The 19698-nt window shown below is 76.2% G+C and carries 18 protein-coding genes; 12 read left to right on the forward strand and 6 right to left on the reverse strand.

The window, feature by feature from the left end; all coding sequences use genetic code 11:
* Genes A3CO_RS0114595 through A3CO_RS0114605 form a run of 3 tightly spaced genes read left to right on the forward strand, consistent with a single transcriptional unit; the run spans position 1 to position 2017 of the window.
* Positions 1-453 carry a GNAT family acetyltransferase gene (locus tag A3CO_RS0114595; protein ID WP_018332985.1) on the forward strand — a complete coding sequence of 151 codons (453 nt, stop codon included), beginning with the start codon at positions 1-3 and terminating at the stop codon, positions 451-453.
* Between the two features lie 5 nt (positions 454-458).
* Entirely contained in the window at positions 459-1577 is a 1119-nt protein-coding gene (locus A3CO_RS0114600; protein ID WP_018332986.1) for an alpha/beta hydrolase, read from the forward strand.
* Between the two features lie 14 nt (positions 1578-1591).
* Positions 1592-2017, forward strand: coding sequence for an SRPBCC family protein (locus tag A3CO_RS0114605; RefSeq protein WP_026204616.1), 426 nt, complete (start codon positions 1592-1594; stop codon positions 2015-2017).
* 24 nt (positions 2018-2041) lie between these two features.
* Here A3CO_RS0114605 and A3CO_RS0114610 read toward each other — a convergent pair whose 3' ends face one another.
* From A3CO_RS0114610 to A3CO_RS32320, 3 genes are all read right to left on the reverse strand, one after another.
* Positions 2042-3040, reverse strand: coding sequence for an aldo/keto reductase (locus tag A3CO_RS0114610; RefSeq protein ID WP_018332988.1), 999 nt, complete (start codon positions 3038-3040; stop codon positions 2042-2044).
* A 46-nt stretch (positions 3041-3086) separates the two neighbouring features.
* On the reverse strand, positions 3087-3494 hold the full coding sequence (locus tag A3CO_RS32315) for a transglycosylase family protein (RefSeq protein WP_018332989.1): 408 nt from the start codon (positions 3492-3494) through the stop codon (positions 3087-3089).
* 202 nt (positions 3495-3696) lie between these two features.
* Positions 3697-4635, reverse strand: a complete 939-nt coding sequence (locus tag A3CO_RS32320; protein WP_018332990.1) for an SAM-dependent methyltransferase — start codon at positions 4633-4635, stop codon at positions 3697-3699.
* A 273-nt stretch (positions 4636-4908) separates the two neighbouring features.
* Here A3CO_RS32320 and A3CO_RS0114625 point away from each other — a divergent pair, with 273 nt between their 5' ends.
* The 4 genes from A3CO_RS0114625 to A3CO_RS32330 are packed head-to-tail and all read left to right on the forward strand — an operon-like array spanning position 4909 to position 8597.
* Positions 4909-6162, forward strand: a complete 1254-nt coding sequence (locus A3CO_RS0114625) for a glycosyltransferase family 4 protein (RefSeq protein WP_018332991.1) — start codon at positions 4909-4911, stop codon at positions 6160-6162.
* Positions 6159-6998 (forward strand): GNAT family N-acetyltransferase, encoded by an 840-nt coding sequence (locus A3CO_RS0114630; RefSeq protein ID WP_018332992.1) that lies wholly within the window; start codon positions 6159-6161, stop codon positions 6996-6998. Before A3CO_RS0114625 ends, A3CO_RS0114630 begins: the two co-directional genes overlap by 4 nt.
* Complete coding sequence (locus tag A3CO_RS32325) at positions 6995-7948, forward strand: lysophospholipid acyltransferase family protein (protein WP_018332993.1); 954 nt, start codon at positions 6995-6997, stop codon at positions 7946-7948. Before A3CO_RS0114630 ends, A3CO_RS32325 begins: the two co-directional genes overlap by 4 nt.
* Positions 7938-8597 carry a class I SAM-dependent methyltransferase gene (locus A3CO_RS32330; RefSeq protein ID WP_018332994.1) on the forward strand — a complete coding sequence of 220 codons (660 nt, stop codon included), beginning with the start codon at positions 7938-7940 and terminating at the stop codon, positions 8595-8597. Before A3CO_RS32325 ends, A3CO_RS32330 begins: the two co-directional genes overlap by 11 nt.
* Positions 8598-8660: 63 nt before the next feature.
* Here A3CO_RS32330 and A3CO_RS35890 read toward each other — a convergent pair whose 3' ends face one another.
* On the reverse strand, positions 8661-9563 hold the full coding sequence (locus A3CO_RS35890; RefSeq protein ID WP_018332995.1) for a DUF4190 domain-containing protein: 903 nt from the start codon (positions 9561-9563) through the stop codon (positions 8661-8663).
* 373 nt (positions 9564-9936) lie between these two features.
* Between A3CO_RS35890 and mihF the strand changes: the two genes are divergently transcribed.
* Complete coding sequence (gene mihF / locus A3CO_RS0114650) at positions 9937-10248, forward strand: integration host factor, actinobacterial type (protein WP_026204617.1); 312 nt, start codon at positions 9937-9939, stop codon at positions 10246-10248.
* A gap of 85 nt (positions 10249-10333) precedes the next feature.
* Here the strand turns inward: mihF and A3CO_RS0114655 are convergent, their stop codons facing one another.
* Positions 10334-11644, reverse strand: a complete 1311-nt coding sequence (locus A3CO_RS0114655; RefSeq protein ID WP_157647574.1) for a heparin lyase I family protein — start codon at positions 11642-11644, stop codon at positions 10334-10336.
* 453 nt (positions 11645-12097) lie between these two features.
* On the opposite strand from A3CO_RS0114655, the gene A3CO_RS0114660 reads away from it, so the two are divergent.
* The 4 genes from A3CO_RS0114660 (at position 12098) to A3CO_RS35895 (ending at position 18212) form a co-directional block, all read left to right on the forward strand.
* Positions 12098-12832 carry a pyridoxamine 5'-phosphate oxidase family protein gene (locus tag A3CO_RS0114660; protein WP_245561506.1) on the forward strand — a complete coding sequence of 245 codons (735 nt, stop codon included), beginning with the start codon at positions 12098-12100 and terminating at the stop codon, positions 12830-12832.
* Between the two features lie 4 nt (positions 12833-12836).
* The gene (locus A3CO_RS0114665) at positions 12837-13880 is read left to right on the forward strand and encodes an MBL fold metallo-hydrolase (RefSeq protein WP_018332998.1); all 1044 of its coding nucleotides are present in this window, start codon (positions 12837-12839) and stop codon (positions 13878-13880) included.
* A 100-nt stretch (positions 13881-13980) separates the two neighbouring features.
* Entirely contained in the window at positions 13981-16434 is a 2454-nt protein-coding gene (locus A3CO_RS0114670) for a HelD family protein (RefSeq protein WP_245561507.1), read from the forward strand.
* Between the two features lie 200 nt (positions 16435-16634).
* A complete protein-coding gene (locus A3CO_RS35895; RefSeq protein ID WP_018333000.1) occupies positions 16635-18212 on the forward strand; it encodes a serine/threonine-protein kinase in 1578 nt (525 codons plus the stop codon).
* On the opposite strand, the gene eccB is transcribed toward A3CO_RS35895, so the two are convergent.
* The gene (eccB, locus tag A3CO_RS0114680; protein WP_157647576.1) at positions 18213-19622 is read right to left on the reverse strand and encodes a type VII secretion protein EccB; all 1410 of its coding nucleotides are present in this window, start codon (positions 19620-19622) and stop codon (positions 18213-18215) included.
* Positions 19623-19698: the final 76 nt, after the last annotated feature.

The raw sequence follows: 19698 nt of genomic DNA on the forward strand, positions 1-19698 counted from the left end.
GTGCGCATCCGAGATCTGCGGGCCGACGATCCCGCCGAGCACGACGCCGCCGTCGCCCTCTGGCACGCCGCCGGCCTCACCCGGCCCTGGAACGACCCCCGCGCGGACCTCGAGCAGGCCCTCGCCGGGCCGTCGTCGAGCGTGCTCGTCGCCGTCGACGACGGGGGTGGTCTCCTCGGGGCCGTCATGCTCGGCCACGACGGGCACCGCGGCTGGATGTACTACCTCGCCGCGGCGTCGCGCGGGCGCGGGATCGGGCGCGCCCTCGTGGCCGCCGCCGAGGAGCGCCTCGCCCCGCACGTGTCCACGGTCCAGCTGATGGTGCGGGCCGACAACGGCGCGGCCGCCGCCTTCTACGACCGGCTCGGTTACGCGCCCTCGGACGCCACGGTGTGGCAACGGGTGATCCACGACGACCCCGCGCGCTCCGCGTCGGCGACGCTCCTAGGCTGACGCGGGTGAAGTTCCCGATCCTGCGTCGCGTCCTGCGTGGCCTGGTCGGGCTCCCGCGTCCGGTGAAGCGTGCGATCGCCGGGCGGCGCGTCGAGCTCGACGGCCAGGTCCTCGATCTCGACGTCCAGATGGTCATCCGGCTGATCTCGCTGGCGGCCAACCCGGGCGAGGATCCGCCGTTGTCCGACCAGCGCCGCCTCACCGACGAGGCCGCCACCGGGCTCGCCGAGATCACGCGCAGCGTGGTCAGTCGGTCGGTGACGATCCCGGTGCCCGTCGGGCTCTCCCGCGACGCGCCCGGGACCCTCGACGCCCGGCTCTACGAGCCCGTCGACGTGGCCGGCGCGACGGCGGGTCTGCTCGTCTTCTTCCACGGCGGCGGGTTCGCGCTCGGCAGCATCGTCTCCGGCGACCCGCTGTGCCGCGCCCTCGCGCAGCAGGCCGGCGCCCGGGTCCTGTCGGTGGAGTACCGCCTGGCACCGGAGCACCCGTTCCCGGCCGGGCTGTCGGACGCCGTCGCGGCGCTGCGCTACGTCCTCGCCCACCGCGCCGAGTTCCGGGCGGGCGCGGTGGCGGTCGGCGGCGACTCGGCGGGCGCCAACCTCGCTCTGACCGCCGCCCACCAGCTGGCCCGCCGGGGCGAGCCGACGGCCGAGTTCGTCCTCGCGCTCTACCCCGTCACCGACGCCGGCCGGCAGGGCGGCTCCCGCGAGCTGTTCTCCGTCGGCTTCGGCCTGCGGACGCAGGACGTGGAGTGGTTCGAGGGCCTCTACCTCCCCGAGGGGCTGGACCCGATCCGCCCGACGGCGCTGCTCGAGGCCGACGACCTCGACGTCATGCCCCCGGCCTACGTCGCCACCGCCGGCTTCGACCCGCTGCGCGACGAGGGCGAGGAACTGGTGACGGCCCTGCGGGCGGTAGGTGTGCCGGTCGTCGCCCGCCGCTTCCCCGGTCTCGTTCACGGTTACGCGGGCTTCGCCGGGCTCATCCCGGCCGCCCGGGACGCGGTGCTCGACGCGGCCTCGGCCCTGCGGGCGGGGATCGCGCTCACCGGAGCGCAGCCGTCGTCGGGAATGGCCCTGGACACGCCCGGCGTGGCGGACCGGAACGCGGGTATCTCCTGAGCATGGCGGGTCCCGTGAAGGAATCGATCTCCATCGCCGCGCCGGTGTCGACGGTCGTCGGCATCGTCGCCGACCTCGAGAACACCGACCGCTGGGCCAACGAGGCCAAGGGCGCCGAGGTGAAGGCCCGCGGCGACGACGGGCGGCCCACGCAGATCGAGGTGACCCTCGGCGCGATCGGCTTCACCACGGCGGCGGTCTACGACGTCGCCTACACCGACTCGTCGGTGACCCTCACCTGCAGCGGGGACGGCGGCCGGCTGATCCGCGAGAGCACGATCAGCTACGAGGCCGCGGAGTCCGGCGACGGCACCGAGCTGACGATGACCTCCACGATGGAGGTCACCGTCCCGGTGCCCGAGTGGGGCCTGGAGCGGGCCATGGGCCGCTCCGCGCGCAAGAACCTGGCCTCGGTGAAGGCGGACGCCGAGCGCGCCTGAGCGCGCCCGGCCCCGCCCGCCGGCTCAGCGCCGGAGCGCGCCCATCATCGCCGACGGGTACCGCTCGCCGGTCGCCACGCCGAGCGGGGCGGCCTCGTCGATCGCGGCGAGCTCGTCGGCGGTCAGCGTGACGTCGGCGGCGGACACGTTCTCCTCCAGGTACCGACGGCGCTTGGTGCCGGGGATCGGTACGACGCCGGACGGGATCTGCTTGGCGAGCACCCAGGCCAGCGCGAGCACCGTCGTCGGGACGCCCTTCGACGCCGCGATCTCCTCCACCCGCTCGAGCACCCGCAGGTTGGCCTGCAGCGCGTCGCCGGAGAACCGCGGCGCGTTGCGGCGCCAGTCGCCCTCGGGCAGGTCCTCGGTGCTGCGGATGTCGCCGGACAGGAAGCCGCGACCCAGCGGGCTGTACGGCACGAACCCGATGCCGAGCTCGCGGCAGACGTCGAGCACGCCGTCGTCCTCGACCTCGCGGGTGAACAGCGAGTACTCGGTCTGCACGGCGCTGATCGGGGCGACCTCGTGGGCCCGGCGGATCGTGTCCGGGGCCGCCTCGGAGATGCCCAGGTAGCGGACCTTCCCGGCCGCGACGAGCTCGCCGAGCGCGCCCCAGGTCTCCTCGATCGGGACGTCGGGGTCGACCCGGTGCTGGTAGTACAGGTCGACGTGGTCGGTCCCGAGGCGCTGCAGGGACCCGTCGATCGCGTGGCGGACGTAGTCCGGGGACCCGTCCACCTTCCCCGCCGGCCTCCCGTCGGGGGTGATCGCGTTGCCGAACTTCGTGGCGATCCGGACCTCGTCGCGGTGCGCCCGCAGCTCGCGGCCCACGAGCTCCTCGTTGGTGTGCGGCCCGTAGATGTCGGCGGTGTCGAAGAACGTGACGCCGAGCTCGAGCGCCCGCGCGATCGTCGCGCGCGACTCGTCGTCGTCCTGCCCGCCGTAGGCGTACGTCATGCCCATGCACCCGAGACCGAGCGCGGAGACGGTGAGGCCCTGGGACCCGAGGTGTCGTTGCTCCATGTCCGTAGGACTACCCCGCGGACGGAGGGTCGACCGCCCGAGTGGTTCAGCGCATCCCGAGCTTCCGGGTGCAGGTCGGCCAGGCCTTCCAGCCCTGCTCGGCCTGCACCTTCTTCGCCACCGCGATCTGCTGCTCGCGGCTGGCCTGGTCGGCGCTGTCGGCGTACTTGCCGCCGCCGAACGCCTTCCACGTGGAGTCGGTGAACTGCAGGCCGCCCTTGAAGCCGTTGCCGGTGTCGGCGTCCCAGTTGTTGGTCGACTCGCACTTCGCGAGGCGGTCCCAGGTCGCGTTGCTCTGCGGCGAGGCCGACGCGCTCGGCGCGGCCATGGCGGTGCCCGCGAGGGCGACCGGCGCGGTGACCGTCGCGGCGGCGACACCCACCTTGAGCGAGGCGAGGGCGAGGCTGCCCGTCGTCTCGGACAGGGTGGACGGCTTGCGGTGGCGACCAGACATACGTCGGCTCCAAGTCGAGTCGGGGACACTCGGGCCGGGGTGCGTGGGGAGCGGACCGGCAGGACGGGACCGTAATCGAACCGAGACTTACCGTCACGTCACGTGACCGTGCCGTCGCGGAATGTCGCGGTGAGTGGCGCCTTTCCCGCGGTGGGCGGCGAACGGAGCAACCCCCGAACGGCTGAATCGGCCGAACGGGCGCTCAGCGCAGGAAGCCGACCGCCGCCCAGTGACCCCGGGGGGCGGTGACGGTCGCCGGCCTGCCTGCTTCCGGGCGCCACTCGCCCGCCCAGGTGAGGCCGGGTTCGACCAGGTCGGTGCCGGCGACGATCCGGGCGACCTCGTCGCGGGTGCGGGCCCGGGGCGCGCTGTGGGCGTAGTCGGCGGTGAGGCGCTCCACGTTCCGGGCGGCCCCGCCGTCGTCGGCGGTGAAGTGGGAGACGGCGAGCGCGCTGCCGGGCACCAGCCGCGCGAGGTAGCGCCCGACGAGGCCCGCGGCGTCGCCGCGCACGTGCTGCAGGACGGAGAAGGCGAGCAGCCCCACCGGGCGGCGCAGGTCGAGCAGGTCGGTGACACCGGGCGCGGTGAGCACGGCCTCGACGTCGGTGACGTCCACGGTGCTGTAGCTCGCCGTGGGCGCGGCGGCGAGCAGGGCCTGCCCGTGGGTGGCCGCGATGGAGTCGACGTCGGTGTAGGCCACGCGCGCCGTGGAGCGGCTCCGGGCGATCACCTCGTGGACGTTGCCCATCGTGGGCACGCCGGAGCCGAGGTCGAGGAACTGGTCGATGCCGGCCGCGAGCAGGAAGCGGACCGCCCGCCGGAGGAAGGCCCGGTTCTCGCGGACGAGCGCGACGACGTCGCCGGAGGTCCGGGTCAGCTCGTCGCCGAGCCGCCGGTCGACCGCGCCGTGCGCGGCACCGCCGAGCAGGTAGTCGTAGACCCGCGCGGAGCTCGGCCGCTCGAACTCCTCGGGGATCGGGCGCGGGCGGGTCGCCTCGTCGGGCGGCGGGCCGGCCTGCCCGGGTACCGAGCCGGGCGGCACCCCGAGGGCGGCGCGGGGCATCACGGCCGGTTCGGCGAGCTCGCCGACGCCGGCCGGAGCGGGCGCGTCGGGCCGGTGGCGGCGCGGCGGTCCGAGCACGCTGCCACCTCCGACGGGTCGCCTCCGGACGGGGGCGGTCGTCGGTCAGTAGGCGGGGGCGGCGTGGCGGTGTCAAACGCTCGCCACGGAGGAACCAGCGTCTCCGGGCCCGGACGACCCCGCAGCGTGAGCAATCCGGTCGGGAAACCCCGTCACGAGCCGGACGCCGTCGACCTCACCCCGCCCCGCGGTCACCGACGGTCGCAGATCACGACTCGGTCACAGCGACGGTGCTCCGAGCTGTTGGGAGAGGGTTCGGCGGGAGGTCACGTCGTGGTCGCTCACCCGGACCTCACGATGGAGAACGTCCACAGCGTGCGCGTCGCGGTCGTGACCGAGTCCTTCCTGCCCCAGGTCAACGGGGTCACGAATTCGGTCCTGCAGGTCATCGCCCATCTCCGTCGACAGGGACACGAGGCCCTCGTCCTGGCCCCCGGGGTCGGTCCCGACGAGGTGGAGGGCACGCCCGTCATCCGGGTGCCGGCCGTCGACCTCGCGGTCGTCGACTCCCTCCCCGTCGGCGTGCCCACCCCGGCGGTCCGAGCGACCCTCGAGGAGTTCCGGCCCGACGTCGTCCACCTCGCCTCGCCCTTCGTGCTCGGGGCCCGCGCGATCACGGCGGCCCGCCGCCTGCGGGTGCCGACGGTCGCGGTGTACCAGACCGACGTCGCCGGGTTCGCCGCCTCGTACGGCGTCGGACTGACCGCCCGCGCCGCGTGGCGCTGGACGCGACGGCTGCACAGCCGCGCCGACCGCACCCTCGCCCCCTCGGCGTGGGCGGTCGACGCGCTGCGCGAGCACGGGATCCCCCGGGTGCACCGCTGGGGCCGCGGCGTCGACACGACCCGGTTCCGCCCCGCCGCGGAGCACGCCGACCGCGGGGCGGCCGCCGCGGCGCTGCGCCGCGAGCTCGCCCCGCGCGGCGAGATGCTCGTCGGCTACGTCGGGCGCCTCGCCCACGAGAAGCAGGTGGAGCGGCTGGCGACGCTCTCCGGGCTGCCCGGCGTCCGGACGGTGGTCGTCGGCGACGGGCCCGCCCGCTCGCGGCTCGCCGAGCTGCTGCCCGACGCCGCGTTCCTCGGCTTCCGCGGCGGCGCCGAGCTGGCCACCGCGTACGCCGCCCTCGACGCCTTCGTCCACACCGGCCCGTTCGAGACCTTCTGCCAGACCGTGCAGGAGGCCAAGGCGAGCGGCCTGCCGGTCGTCGCGCCGGACGCGGGTGGGGTGCGCGACCTCGTCGATCCCGGCGTCACCGGCTGGCTCTTCGACGTCGACGACCCGGCGGGCGGCGGGGTGCGCGAGCGGGTCCGGGCCTGGCGGGACGACCCCGCCACCCGCCGTCGGATGGGCCTCGCGGCCCGCGCCTCGACCACCGGCCGCACGTGGCCCGCGGTGTGCGACGAGCTGCTCGGACACTACGTCGACCTGACGCGGGCCCGGACCGCCGACGATTCACGCGGAGCACACCGCGTCGTCACGCGCGGGTCGGCCGAACGGCGCACTGGCACCGTAGACACCGCGGCATGACCAGCACCGAGGTCCTGCTCACGACCGGGACCGGCCCGACCGCCCCGGCCGGCCCCGCGCCCGCCCGGGACGACGTCCCGGGGGCCGGGGCCGGCGACTCCGGGCGCTACAGCCTGCTCGTCTCCCGCGACACCGACGCGGTGCACGCCGCGCAGCGCCTGCGCCACGACGTGTTCGCGGTCGAGCAGGGCGCGCGCCTCGCGCCCGGCGCCGCGGCCGACGAGGGCCGCGACGAGGACCGGTTCGACGCCTTCTGCGACCACCTGATGGTCCGCGACGACACCGACGGCTCGATCGTCGGCACCTACCGGATGCTCACCCCCGAGGGTGCGGCCGAGGCCGGCGGGCTGTACTCCGACACCGAGTTCGACCTGCGTCGACTCGACCCGCTGCGCCCCCGCCTCGTCGAGGTCGGCCGCTCCTGCGTCCACCCCGACCACCGCACCGGCACCGTCCTGTCGCTGGTGTGGGCCGGGATGTGGCGCTACCTCGTCCTCTCCGGGCACCGCTGGCTCGTGGGGTGCGCGAGCGTGCCCCTCACCGCCGCGGGCGAACTGCCCGGTGCGGTGTGGTCGCTGGTGCGCGAGAAGCACTACGCCCCCGAGGAGCGCCGGGCGGTCCCGCACCGCCCCGCCCCGATCGGTCCCGACGAGGGCCGTCGCGCGGCCCGCGCCCAGACTCCGCCGCTGCTGCGCGGCTACCTGCGCCTGGGCGCCGAGATCGGCGGTGCGCCTGCGATCGACCCCGACTTCGGGGTCGCCGACCTCCTCGTCCTGCTCGACCACACCGCGATCGACCCGCGGTGGCGGCGCTACCTGCTGGGGGAGGACGCATGACCCCGGCCGGCGTCGGGGCGGGCGGAGCGACGGGCGGCCCGTGGAGCCCCACGTCGCCGTGCACCCCGGCCTGCCTGCCGATCCCCGTTCCCGACGACGGGTGGCTCCGGTTCCGGCGCCGGCTCCGCACGGTCGTGCGGATGACCGGCCTCGTCGCGGTGCTGCTCGCCGGGGTGCCGCTCGCGGTGCTCGCCCCCCTGCTCGGACCCCGCGCGGTCGGCCGGGTGCAGGCCGCGTGGTGCGGCGCGCTGCTCGGGGCGGCCGGGGTGACGGTGGTCGTCACCGGGCCGCGCCCGGCCGCGGGGTCGCTCGTCGTCGCCAACCACGTGTCCTGGCTCGACGTGCTCGCGCTCAACCGGATCGTCCCGGTCCGCATGCTCGCCAAGGTCGAGGTGCGCGGCTGGCCGCTCATCGGCCCGATGGCCGCCCGGGTCGGCACCGTGTTCCTCGAGCGCGACCGGCTGCGCGCCCTGCCCGCCGCCGTCGCCGCGGTCGCCGACGCGCTGCGGGCCGGGGGATGTGTCGGGGTCTTCGCCGAGGGCACCACCCGCTGCGGGCGTGACCTCGGCCGGTTCCGGCCCGCCGCCTTCCAGGCCGCCCTCGACGCGGGCGCCCCGGTGGTGCCGGTGGCGCTGTCCTACGCCGACGCCCACGGCACCGTGGACGCCACGGCCGCGTTCGTCGGCGACGACGACCTCCTCGCCTCGCTGCTGCGGGTCGCGGCCGCGCCGCGCACCCTGCTCACGGTGCGGGTGCTGCCCGCGTGGACCGGAGCGGTGCCGGCACGGTCCGTCGCGGGCGAGCCGGCCCGCCGCGGCGGTGCCCGGGCCGCGGCCGCCGCGATCACGGCCGCCCTCCCGGCGGCCGCGGCCGACCCCCGCCCGGTCCCGGCCGCCCACGTGCCGGCCCGGCCCGTCGTGCACCGCGGCGAGGTGACCCGTGCCGCCTGAGCCCCGCACCGACCGGGTCCCCACCCGCGACTGGCGTGACGACGCCCGCTTCGCGGCCCAGTTCGTCCGGGCACCCGTCGCCACGGCGTCGGTGTGGCCGAGCTCCTCGGCGCTGGCCCGCACGGTGGCCGACGCTGCCCTCGGGTCCGTCCCGCCCCGTCGTCCGGAGGGGCCCGTCGTCGTGGAGCTCGGGGCCGGGTCCGGCGCCTTCACCCTGGAACTCGCCCGGCGTCTCAACGGGCGTGGCCGTCATCTGGCGGTGGAGCTCAACCCCGCCCTGGCGCACCGGCTCGCGGAGCGCCTCCCGACCGTCGAGGTGGTGCCGGCCGACGTCGCCGAGCTGCCGACCCTGCTCGCGGTGCGCGGCCTGCCCGCCGCGGGCGGGGTGGACGTCGTGGTGAGCGGCCTCGGCTGGTCGGCGACCCGGCCCGGGCGCGAGGACTCCCTGCTGCCGGTCGTGGCGTCGACGCTCGCGGCCGGCGGCGTGTTCGTGCAGTTCGGGTACACCTTCACCCGCTGGGCGGGCCCGGCCCGCGCGCTCGAGCAGGAGCTCCGTGACCTCTTCGGCGAGGTGACGACCAGCCCGACCGTGTGGCGGAATCTGCCGCCCGCCGTCGTGCACCGCGCGGCCCACCCGGTCCGGACATGACGTCGGCCCGGCGCCGGGAGCCGTCGTGGCTCCCGGCGCCGGGCCGGTATCTCCCCCCCTGGCTCAGCCGCCGATCACGGTCGAGGCCGCCTGGACCATCGCGGGGTTGTCGGTGTCGAAGTCGCCGGCCGCCGACTCCAGCTTCTTCTGGCCGGTCGCCCCGGCGATGGCGTCGAGGTCCGCGAGCACCTTGTCGACGGCGGGGACGAGCGTGCCGTCGATCTGCGAGCGCTGCGCGGCCGGCACGTCCGCGGCCGCTGCCTTGTCCCGGAACGTCTGCACCGCGGCGCGGTAGGTGGCCAGGTCCTGCTTCATGGCCGCCAGGTCACCGGTGTGGGACCCGAAGTCCGCGTTGAGCGTCTGGTTCGCGGCGACGAGGTCGAGGTAGGCGCTCAGGAGGTCGGCCTGCCCGGTCGACGACCCGCTGGACGGGGAGGGGGCGCTCGCGGCCGGGGCGGCGGCCGGGGAGGGCGCGGCGGCGACCGGCGCCGGGGCCGGGGCGGCGGGCGTGTAGGTCACGGTGGTGACCATCGACAGCACCAGGATCGTCGAGATGATCCCCATGAGCGTGAAGACGATGCCCAGCGCGATGCCCGTGGTGGCCAGACCGCGGCCCCGCTCCCCGGTGCGGCGGATCTGCCGCCGGGCGATCGCCCCGAGCAGGATCGCCACCGGCGAGACGATGAAGGCCGAGACCACCGACAGCCACGACAGCGTGTTCAGCGGGGGCTCCGGGGCCACGACGCCGGGGACGGTGCCGGCCGGCGCGGCGTGGCCCGGGTGGCCGGGGTAGGCGGCGTGGCCCGGGGAGGCGGCGTGGCCCGGGTACTCCGCGGTGACGGGAGAGCCGGGTGGCGGCCACCCCGGGTTCTGGACCTGGGGTGTGCCCCCGGCGGGCGTGGTGGTGACGGCGTCGACCGAGGGGTCGATCATCGGGGTGACGGGGCGGTCGAGGTGCTGCGTCATGGTGTTCTCCCTGGTCGGCCGGCGGTTCCGGCGGTGATCCGGACGCTGCCGGGTACGCCGCATACCGTCACTCTTCGTGGATGGAATCGCCAAGCGATCCGGACATCTGCCACTCGAATGGCGTAGTCAATGTGACGCTGAGCGATAACAGCAGGTCAGCCCGTGGTGGCGGAACGGCCCGGTGTAGCGTCCGGCCACCGTCACCGGCGTCGGGGCCGACCACCTGCCCCCGACGTCGACCACCGATTCGCGGTGCGCGATGGTGTGTCGCGACCGGGAGGAGCACGTCGCCCGGTCACGATGGCACCGACCGGCCCGTCCGGGGTCGGTCGCAGCTGACCCAGACCTGTGCAGGTGAGGAGAGAGGGAGACCATGCCACTCCCCACGTTGACCCCCGAGCAGCGCGAGGCCGCCCAGGCCAAGTCGCGCGAGGCCCGTCAGGCACGCTCGGCCCTGCTCGCCGGGATCAAGAGCGGCGACGAGACCATCCCGGCCGTGCTCGACCGCGGCAAGGAGGACCCGATCGCCGGCAAGACCAAGGTGTCGCAGCTCGTGCGCGCCCTGCCCGGCTACGGCCCCGCCAAGGCGGCGGCGGTGCTCGAGCAGGCCGGCATCCCCGAGGACCGGCGCGTCGCCGGCCTCGGTGCCCGCCAGAAGGAGGCGCTGGTCTCGGCCCTCGGCTGAGTCCACTCCCCGCACGACGACGGGCCCGGTCACCTCGCGAGGTGACCGGGCCCGTCGTCGTCGGAGGGGTGTCGGTGGCGCGGCGTCAGTCGACGCCGGCCGGCAGGTCCTTGCTGACCGACCCGAGGCTCGTGCCGATCGCCCAGCTGCCGAACGAGAGCTTCCCGGCCTGGCCGATCGAGGTGTCCCGGTAGATGCCGGTCTTCACGTAGCTGTCCTTGCCGGCGTAGAGGGTCCCCGACGGCGGGGCGTAGTCGGCGAACCGCTGCACGCCGTCCTGCCAGGCGCTGACGGTGCCGTGCGAGGACGAGAACTTCACCTTGAGCACGATGTGGGTCCACTGGCCGGGCGTGGCCGCGCCGACCTCCTTGGAGAACCCGCCCCCGTCGCCGTCGATCAGGAACTTGCCGTCCTGGACCTTGAGCTCGAGCGGGGGCGTCCCCGTGCCGTCGTTCTTGAACTGCGTGATCACCTGCCAGTCGGAGGTGTTCACCGGGAAGTCCGGCGCGAGGCGCACCGAGAAACCGAAGTAGTACTCGTCGCCCTCGGACAGGCTCTTGAAGTCCGGCTCGACCTCGGAGCGCTTCCCGCCCCCGGGCATGAGGAAGTTCAGGAGGCCGCCCGCGAGGGTCGGGGACTTCGCGCCCTGGTTGTTCCACGGCGTCGACTTGAAGTTCGCGAGGCCCGCCGTGCGGAAGTCCGCCGACCAGAGCGTGCGGCCGCCGTCGTCGCGCGGTGCCGGCTTGTCGGTGGTGGTCGGCGCCGCGGTGGTCGTGGTGGGCGCGGCCGTGGTCGTGTGCGGGGTGACGCGCGGCGTGACGGCCTCCGTGACCCCTGCCGGGGCGACGGCGAGCGTGTCCGGCCGCACGAGCTCCCCGGTGTCCGCGGGCGGGTCGGCGAGGAACGTCGGTCCCGTGCTGGCGGCGGCGACGCTGGCGCCCGCGAGCGCCCCGAACAGGGCCAGGGCCCCGGCCGCGCGCGTGGTCGAGAGGGCGCGCCCGCGCGGGGCGCGGTGGCCGTGGGCGGTCGGCTGCCGCCCCGTGTCGGTACCCGCGGCGACCTCCTGCAGCGCGCTCGGCGCCACCGTGGTGGTGCGCTCGGGGGTCAGGGCGGCCGGCGGGGCGACGCCCCACGAGGGGGCCGACGACGGGGCGGCCACGGTCGTGGCGGTCGTGGCTGTCGCAGCCGCCGTTGTGACGGTGGTCGCCGTCGTGGCCGCGGCCGCGCGGGCCTCGGCGGCGGCGCGGGCGATGGCGGCGAGGTCGAGCGGGTTGGTCTCCGGGTCGCCGCGGTGCCGACCGGTGCCGTAGGGGCGGGGCCCGGTCGCCGGGGCGTCCAGCACCGCGGGCCAGGACCCCGTGCGGGGCGTCCGGGACCCGGAACGATGTCGAGCCATGGGGCGGTCCTCGGTCGTGGCGCACGGGACCCGGTCGAGGGGGAGCGAGCCGGTGCCGTGACCGTCGGTCACGGCGTGTCCACCTGTCCCGCACCGGTTCGGGGGGCCGGACTCGCCGGGACAGGTGGGCGCGTCGAGTCCGGGACCGGCACCGCGACGGGCGCCGGACGAGGACCACCGTAGGCACCCCCGGGTGATCTCGTCGTGCGGGCGCGGGGCGCGCGCACGAGGCCCACATCACGAAAGGGTCACGTTCTCGCTGCTCACGGCCCGGTCGCGGGGACGAGACGCGCAGGTCACGTCGCCACGCCTGATCGGCCCGTGATGCAGGTCACGCTCAAGTTGCTCCGAACGGCCTCCGACCTGCGCCTCGACGGGCCGGAGGCCGACCGTCGGTATCCGTACCATCGTCGGCCGAGGCCCCACCGCGACCCCCGACGCGAGACGAGGACCATGACCGACGCTGCCCTGGATCCGCGCGACCTGTTGCCAGGCTCCCGCGGTGAACACCGGTTGCAGGAACGTCTCGGCACCACCGCCCGGGCCGAACGGTTCTACGGCGACCAGGTGCGTGACCGCCTGCTCCCGTCGATGACCGAGTTCGTGCAACGGATGAGCCTGCTCTTCGTGGCGACCTCGGACGCCCACGGCGAGTGCGACTCGTCGCTGCGCGCCGGCCCCGAGGGGTTCGTCGAGGTGCTCGACGACCGTCACGTGGCCTACCCGGAGTACCGCGGCAACGGGGTGATGGCGAGCCTCGGCAACATCGCCGAGAACCCGCACGTCGGCCTGATGATGATCGACTTCGTCGAGGACCTCATCGGGCTCCACGTGAACGGGACCGCCCGCGTGGTCGAGGACGCCGAGCTACGCGAGGAGTACCCCGACCTGCCGTCGGACCCGGTGCCCGGCCGGCGCGCCGAGCTCTGGGTGGTGGTGGAGGTCGAGGAGGCCTACATCCACTGCCGCAAGCACATCCCGCGGATGGTCCCGGCCGACCGGCGCCGTCGCTGGGGCACCGACGCCACCGCCCCCAAGGGCGGCGATTTCTTCGGCGCGGCGGCGACCCGCCGGGCCGAGGACGCCCAGGACGCCGCCGAGGCGACGCGGGCCGCGGCGGACCGGGTGGGCGGGGAACGTGAGATGGCCCCGTCCGACGAGCGCGAGGGCGCGGGCGCGGCATCCTGATCGGATGAGCGCCGCCCCCGACCGCCACGCCTGGAGCCGACCCGAGCCGGAACGGGTCGCGCCCGGGGTGCTGCGCGTCCCGCTCCCGCTGCCCTTCGACGCCCTGCGCGCGGTCAACGTCTACGTGCTCGCGGAGCCGGACGGCCTCACGCTCGTCGACGGCGGCTGGACGCTCACGACGTCCCGGGACCTGCTCGACGCCGCGCTCACGGGCTCGGGGGCCGCGATCACCGACATCGCCCGGTTCCTCGTCACGCACATGCACCGCGACCACTACACGCAGGCCGTGGCGCTGCGCCGCGAGACCGGCGCCGAGGTCGCCCTCGGGGCGGGCGAGCGGGACTCGCTGGAGCTGATGGCGACCCGCCCGACCCCGATGGGCGCCCAGCTCGCCGGGCTCCGGGTGGCCGGGGCCGCCGACGTGGCCGAGGAGGTCGCCGGGACCGTCCCCGCCCCCTCCGAGGAGGAGATGGCCGACTACGCGCTGCCCGACCGGTGGCTCGTCGACGGGGAGCGCCTCACGGTCGGCGACCGGACGCTCACCGCGCTCGAGACCCCGGGCCACACCCGCGGCCACCTGGTGTTCGAGGCGGACGGCGGCGACGGGCCGCTGCTGTTCGCGGGCGACCACGTGCTGCCCCACATCACGCCGTCGATCGGGTTCGAGCCCGACGCCCGACCCGGCGCGCTGCAGCGCTTCCTCACCTCGCTCGCCCGGCTGCGCGCCCGGCCCGACCGGCGGCTGCTGCCCGCGCACGGGCCGGTGGCGCCCAGCGTGCACGCCCGCGTGGACGAGCTGCTCGACCACCACGACGCGCGCCTCGCCGAGATCGAGCAGCGCGTGACGGCCGGCGACGCCACGGCGGCGGAGGTGGCCGGGGCGATGACGTGGACGCGGCGGGAGTCGAAGCTCGAGGACCTCGAGGGCTTCCACAAGGTGCTGGCGATCCTCGAGACCGACGCCCACCTCGAGGTGCTCGCCGCGCAGGGACGCGTGACGCGGGCGACCGGCGCCGACGGCGCGGCCCGTCACTCCGTCGGGGCCTGACCCGCCCCGTCGGCGTCGGGCCGGGCGCTCCCGCGGTGCGGTTACGCTGGAGAGCCCTCCCCTGGAGCCCGACACGCACGAGCGCGAACGAAGGTCGTCCTTGTCCCACCCCGTGTCCCCCGCAGCCCCGGAGACCGAGCCGGGCGGAGATCCGGTCGCCGCCGAACAGCCCTACGTCTCGATGCTCTACGGGCGTCTCGACGTGCGCCGCAAGGAGACTGCCGAACTCCTCGCCCGCGTCCTGCGCGAGGAGACCACCGGCACCCCGCAGGCGGTCTCGGAGCGCGATGCGGCGGCCGCGATGTACTCCGAGCAGCTGGCGACGCTCTCCGGGGTGGAGGAGGGCCTCTGCTTCGGCCGCCTCGACGTCGAGCCCGATGCCCTGACGGGCGACGCGGACCCGGAGACGCCGGGGTTCGACCAGGAGACGGTCTACATCGGGCGGCTCGGGCTGCTCGACGAGGACCACGACTACGAGCCGCTGCTCATCGACTGGCGCGCGCCGGTCGCCCGGCCGTACTACACGGCCACCGCGGCGAACCCGGACGGGATCCGGCGCCGGCGGCACCTGCGGACCCGCAGCCGCCGGGTGCTCGCGGTCGACGACGAGATCCTCGACCTGGCCGAGGCCGCCGCGGCGTCGGGCGCCCAGCGGCAGGGCCTCACCGGCGAGGCCACGCTGCTCGCGGCGCTGACGGCGGGGCGCACCGGGCGGATGGGCGACATCGTCGCCACCATCCAGTCCGAGCAGGACCGCATCATCCGGGCCGGGGTCAACGGCGTCCTCGTCGTGGAGGGCGGGCCGGGCACCGGCAAGACCGCGGTCGCGCTGCACCGGGCGGCCTACCTGCTCTACACCCACCGCCGGCAGCTCGCGAAGCGCGGCGTGCTCGTCGTCGGTCCGAACCCGACGTTCCTGCGCTACATCGAGCAGGTCCTGCCGTCGCTGGGCGAGACCTCGGTGCTGCTGCAGACCGTCGGCGAGCTCTACCCGGGGCTCGCGGCCCGAGCCCACGAGGCCCCCGAGCGCTCCGCGCGCAAGGGCGACCTGGACATGGCGAAGGTGCTCGCCGCCGCCGTGCGCGACCGCCAGGAGCTGCCCCGCCGGCCCGTCCGCCTCGTCGTCGACGGCGAGCCCGTCGTGCTCGACCGCGACCTGGTGGCGGCGGCCCGCACCCGGGCGCGCCGCACGCGCCGCCCCCACAACGACGCCAAGCGCACCTTCGTCCGCGAGGCCGTCGACCTGCTCGCCCGCCGCGAGCGGGACCGGATCAGCCGTGAGGGCTCGCACCCCGAGGTGGCGGAGTCCGACCGCCGGCTGCTCGACCGCGGCGACCTCGCCGACATCCGGCACACGATGCGCGAGGACCCGGACCTGATGGCCGCCCTCGACGCCTTCTGGCCGACCCTCACCCCGCCCCAGCTGCTGGTCGACCTGTTCACCGACCCGAAGCGGATCACGGCGGCCACCCGCGGCTGGTCCGACGCCGACCGTGCGCTGCTGCAGCGGGACTCGGGACCGCGGCACCCGCTGGACCCGCAGTGGTGGACCCCGGCCGACGCGGTGCTGCTCGACGAGGCCGCCGAGCTGCTCGGGGAGGACGACACCGCCGAGCGGGAGCGGGCGGAACGCAAGCGGGAGGCCGACGAGGCCTACGCCGCGGGCGTGCTGGAGATCCTCGCGATGGAGGAGGACTGGGATCCGGAACTGCTCCGGCCCACCGACGTCGTCGACGCCTCGGTGCTCGCCGACCGCAGCAGCGAGGTCTCCTACGCCAGCGCGGCCGAGCGGGCCGCCGAGGACCGCACGTGGACCTTCGGGCACGTGATCGTCGACGAGGCGCAGGAGCTCTCGCCGATGGCGTGGCGGGTGCTCATGCGGCGCTGCCCGAGCCGCTCGATGACGCTCGTCGGCGACGTCGCCCAGACCGGCGCCCGCGACGGCGCCTCCTCCTGGCACGCGGTGCTCTCGCCCTACGTCGCGGCCCGCTGGCGCCGGGAGTCGCTCACGGTCAACTACCGCACCCCGGCGGAGATCGCGGCCGTGGCCGCGGACGTGCTCGCCGTCATCGACCCGGGCCAGAAGCCGCCGGAGTCGGTGCGCGAGTCCGGGGTGCCGCCGCGGGCGGTCCTCACCGACCCGGACGGGCTGGAGCACCAGGTGGCCACGACCGCCCGGGCGGCGGCGGACGAGGTGGTCGACGCCGAGGGCAACGGCCGGGTGGTGGTGCTCGCGCCGGAGAGCCGGGTCGAGGCACTCCGGGACCGCCTGGTCGCCGACGGCCTCGTCGCGGCGGACGCCGACCGGGCCGACGACGAGCGCGGCGGCTCGGACCTCGAGGTGGCCGTCGTGGTCTCCACCGTGTCCGACGCCAAGGGGCTGGAGTTCGACGCGGTCGTGCTCGTGGATCCGGCGGGGATGGTCGAGGAGTCCCCCCGCGGGCTGAACGATCTCTACGTGGCCCTCACCCGCGCCACCCGGTCGCTCGACGTCGTGCACCCCGGGCCGCTCCCGTCCGTCCTCGCCGCGCTGGTCGACACGCCCGTCGGCTGAACCGGACCGGGCGGTCGGTGCAACGGCGGCGTCCGGTCCGTCACGATCTGGACACCACTGCTCACGGGTGCGTAACGACGCGCGTCCGTGGCCCGACGTCGTCGTTGACCAGGGATGAACCCCGGGCCGTTCTGTGCGTATCGCGGACGCGGGGCCCGGTATCGGGGGATGATGGCCCCGGGACGGGAGGAGGTGGCGCCGTGAGCACGACCGAGGCCGGGCCCCCCTCCGTGGTGGGCGGGCGCTACACCGTGGGCGACCTGATCGGTCGCGGCGGCGCCGCCGACGTCTACCGGGCCCGCGACGAGCTCCTGGGGCGCGACGTCGCGATCAAGATGTTCGGCTCCGGCGGCGACGTCGTCGCCGCGGCCAACGCCGAGGCCGGGGGCGGGGCGCCGGCCGACGAGGCCGTTCCCGACGACGGGTCGGGGGACGCGGGCGGCGAGGCCGCCGAGGGCGCGCGCTACGGCCGGAACGACGGCGGGTCCGCGCCGCGGCCGTCGTCACCGCCCGCGGAGCTGGTCGGGGACCTCGAGGAGGGGTCCGACGCCCGCAACCGCCGCGAGGTCCTCACGCTCGCCGCCCTGTCGCACCCAGGCCTGGTGACGGTCTACGACGTCGGCGACGACCGGGGCCGCGCCTACTTCGTCATGCAGCTGATCGAGGGGGACACCCTCGCCCAGCGCATCCGCCGGGGGCCGCTGCCGCTCGGCGACGTCGTGGCGCTCGGGGCCGCGCTCGCGGACGCATTGGGCTACGTGCACCGCCGTGGGGTGGTGCACCGCGACGTGAAGCCCGGCAACGTCCTGCTCGACGCCGAGGGCCGTGCCCACCTCTCGGACTTCGGGATCGCGGCCGTCCGCGACGCCGCGCCCGTCACCGCCGCGGGCATGGTCATCGGCACCGCGTCCTACCTCAGCCCCGAGCAGGTGCGCGGCGAGGCGGTGACGCCGGCCGTCGACGTGTACGCGCTCGGGCTGGTCCTCATCGAGTGCCTGACCGGGCGCCGCGAGTACCCGGGCAACGCGCTCGAGGCCGCCGTCGCCCGCCTGCACCGCCGCCCCGCCGTCCCGATGCAGCTGCCCGAGTCGCTGCGCACCCTGCTCGTCGCGATGACCGCCGACGAGCCGGCCGCGCGCCCGGAGGCCGACGAGGTGCTCGCGGCGATGCGCACGGTGTCCCGGGAGATCGGTCTCGACGCCGAGACGGTCCTCTCGCCGGCGCTCATGGCCGCCCCGACCGGTGTGGTGCCCCTGACCTCGGGACCGGCCGTGCACGCCTCGGGGCCGATGGTCGCCGCCGGGGTACCGACCGGTCCCGCCGCGATCGGCGCGCCGACCGGTACCACCCCCGCACGCCCCCGTCGCCGGGGACTGCTGCTGGCGATCGGTGTTGCCCTGGCGGTCGTGCTCATCGCGGGGTCCGCGTTGGCCTACACCCTCGTCGCGGGGGCCGGCGCCGCGCCGCTCCCGGCGGTGCCCGCCGCGGTCCCGGCGCCGCCGGTGCCCGCCGCGGTGCTGCCTTCGACCACCGCGGCGCCCGAGCGCGTGGAGGAGTCGACGCGGGCGCCCGCCACGTCGACGCGGACGCGCGTGCGCACCACCACGGCGGCGCCCCCGCCCGTGGTGCCGACGCAGGCCCCGGCGCCGCCCGTCGCCACCACCCCCGTCGTGGTGCCGCCGCCGGTGGTCACCACGACGCCCACCGCCCGGTCGCAACCGCCGGCGACGACGACGACCACCACCGCTCCCGCGCAGGCACTCGCCGCCGGGCGCTGATCACCCGAGCGGTCGGGTCGCGGCCTCCACCGTGAGCGGCGGGCCGGTGGGCAGCAGCCCGACGACGGCCTGCGGGGCCGGGGTGAACGTGCGGCCCAGCCCCAGGGCCTCGGCCGTGGCGGCGTCGGGCACCCCGTGCGCCGAGCCGGTCGCCCCGACGACGACGAGCGTCCCGTCCTCCTCCCGCACCGCGACCCCCGTCCCGGGCAGCACGGCACGGTCGACCCGGTCGCCGGAGCCGTCGGCCTGGCGCAGCGTGACCCCGCGCGGCAGCGGGTCGACCGCCACCGTCACCCCCGGCCCGGCGCCCGCCGTGCGGTCCGCGCAGGCCGTCGGTGCCCGGTCCGGCGGCAGCGGGACGGGCGCCGGGTCGAGGTAGGCGCCGACGTCGATCGCCCGGGAGACCGGGGTGTTCGCGACCTGGGCGGGCGACACCGTCGGGATCGGCACCGCGGCCAGGGCCGGGTCGTCGAGCCGGATGAGGCGCGCCAGCAGCTCCGGCACGACCTCGACCCCGTCGCTCAGCACCAGCAGGTAGGTGTCGGTGCTCCCGGCCCCGACGAGCCGGACGACGCCGCCCGCCCGTTCCCCGGCGAGGTCGACCGGGACCGGGGCGCCGCGGCGCGGGATCGTCGGCGGGGTGATCGGCGGCGCCTCCGGCAGCGCGGCCAGGAAGCCGCTGCTGGCGGGACGGGGGAGCAGACCGCCGAGGCCCAGGGCCTCCACGACGGCGGGCCGGGCGACGTCGAGCCGGGCGCGGGTCCCGCCGAGTACCAGCCAGTTCTGCCCCGCCCGGTCCACGACGACGAGGCCCTCGCCCGACGCGAGCGGACGGCCCGGCGGGCGGGACCCGCCGAGGACGGTCGTCGTCGTGCGGGGCCGGGCCCGGTCCGCCGCGGGATCGGTGGTGTCGCAGACCGACCAGACGGCCGGGCCGGGGAGATCGGCCGGCGGGAGCACGGGGGCGTCGACGATCCCCACCGGGCGGGCGCGGGGCGCCGTCGCGAGGACGTCGTCGTCGATCTCGACCGGGTCCACCGGCACCGGTGCCCCCGCGACCGCCGCGGCCGCGAGGCGCGCAGAGGCGAGGTTGGGGACGCCGATCAGGGCGGGCGGGTCGGCGCGGGTGACCACCGCGAGGGCCCCGGAGCGCTCACCGACCACGATCGTCGCCGCGCGCCAGTCGGCGGGCCGGTGGACCGCCCCCACCACGGCCGCGACCCCGAGCCCGAGCACGGCGAGCAGGGCGCCGGCGACGGTGGCGCGGGAGTGGGAGCGCAGCGGGTCGACGAGCGGCGCGGGGTCGCGGCGGACGAGCGCCGACGTGAGGCGGCGGGCGGAGAACCGCGTCGCGGCGACCTGCCCCGTCGGCGCGCCGGGGCGACCGGGGGACTCGGGCGGGGCGCTCATGGTCCCGCCGATCGTGGCACAGCCGCAGGCGCGCCACGGGCACTTCCGCAGCATCTCCGTGCGGACGATCGACCGG

Source organism: Actinomycetospora chiangmaiensis DSM 45062 (assembly GCF_000379625.1).
In the GTDB taxonomy this organism is placed as follows: Bacteria; Actinomycetota; Actinomycetes; order Mycobacteriales; family Pseudonocardiaceae; genus Actinomycetospora; species Actinomycetospora chiangmaiensis.

Excerpts from the sequence above, each read along its gene's own strand:
- A3CO_RS0114610 (WP_018332988.1), bottom strand. The coding sequence starts at position 3,040 with ATGGAGCAACGACACCTCGGGTCCCAGGGCCTCACCGTCTCCGCGCTC.
- A3CO_RS32315 (WP_018332989.1), bottom strand. The coding sequence starts at position 3,494 with ATGTCTGGTCGCCACCGCAAGCCGTCCACCCTGTCCGAGACGACGGGC.
- A3CO_RS0114630 (WP_018332992.1), top strand. The coding sequence starts at position 6,159 with ATGACCAGCACCGAGGTCCTGCTCACGACCGGGACCGGCCCGACCGCC.
- A3CO_RS32325 (WP_018332993.1), top strand. The coding sequence starts at position 6,995 with ATGACCCCGGCCGGCGTCGGGGCGGGCGGAGCGACGGGCGGCCCGTGG.
- A3CO_RS35890 (WP_018332995.1), bottom strand. The coding sequence starts at position 9,563 with ATGACGCAGCACCTCGACCGCCCCGTCACCCCGATGATCGACCCCTCG.
- mihF (WP_026204617.1), top strand. The coding sequence starts at position 9,937 with ATGCCACTCCCCACGTTGACCCCCGAGCAGCGCGAGGCCGCCCAGGCC.
- A3CO_RS0114655 (WP_157647574.1), bottom strand. The coding sequence starts at position 11,644 with ATGGCTCGACATCGTTCCGGGTCCCGGACGCCCCGCACGGGGTCCTGG.
- A3CO_RS0114660 (WP_245561506.1), top strand. The coding sequence starts at position 12,098 with ATGACCGACGCTGCCCTGGATCCGCGCGACCTGTTGCCAGGCTCCCGC.
- A3CO_RS0114665 (WP_018332998.1), top strand. The coding sequence starts at position 12,837 with ATGAGCGCCGCCCCCGACCGCCACGCCTGGAGCCGACCCGAGCCGGAA.
- eccB (WP_157647576.1), bottom strand. The coding sequence starts at position 19,622 with ATGAGCGCCCCGCCCGAGTCCCCCGGTCGCCCCGGCGCGCCGACGGGG.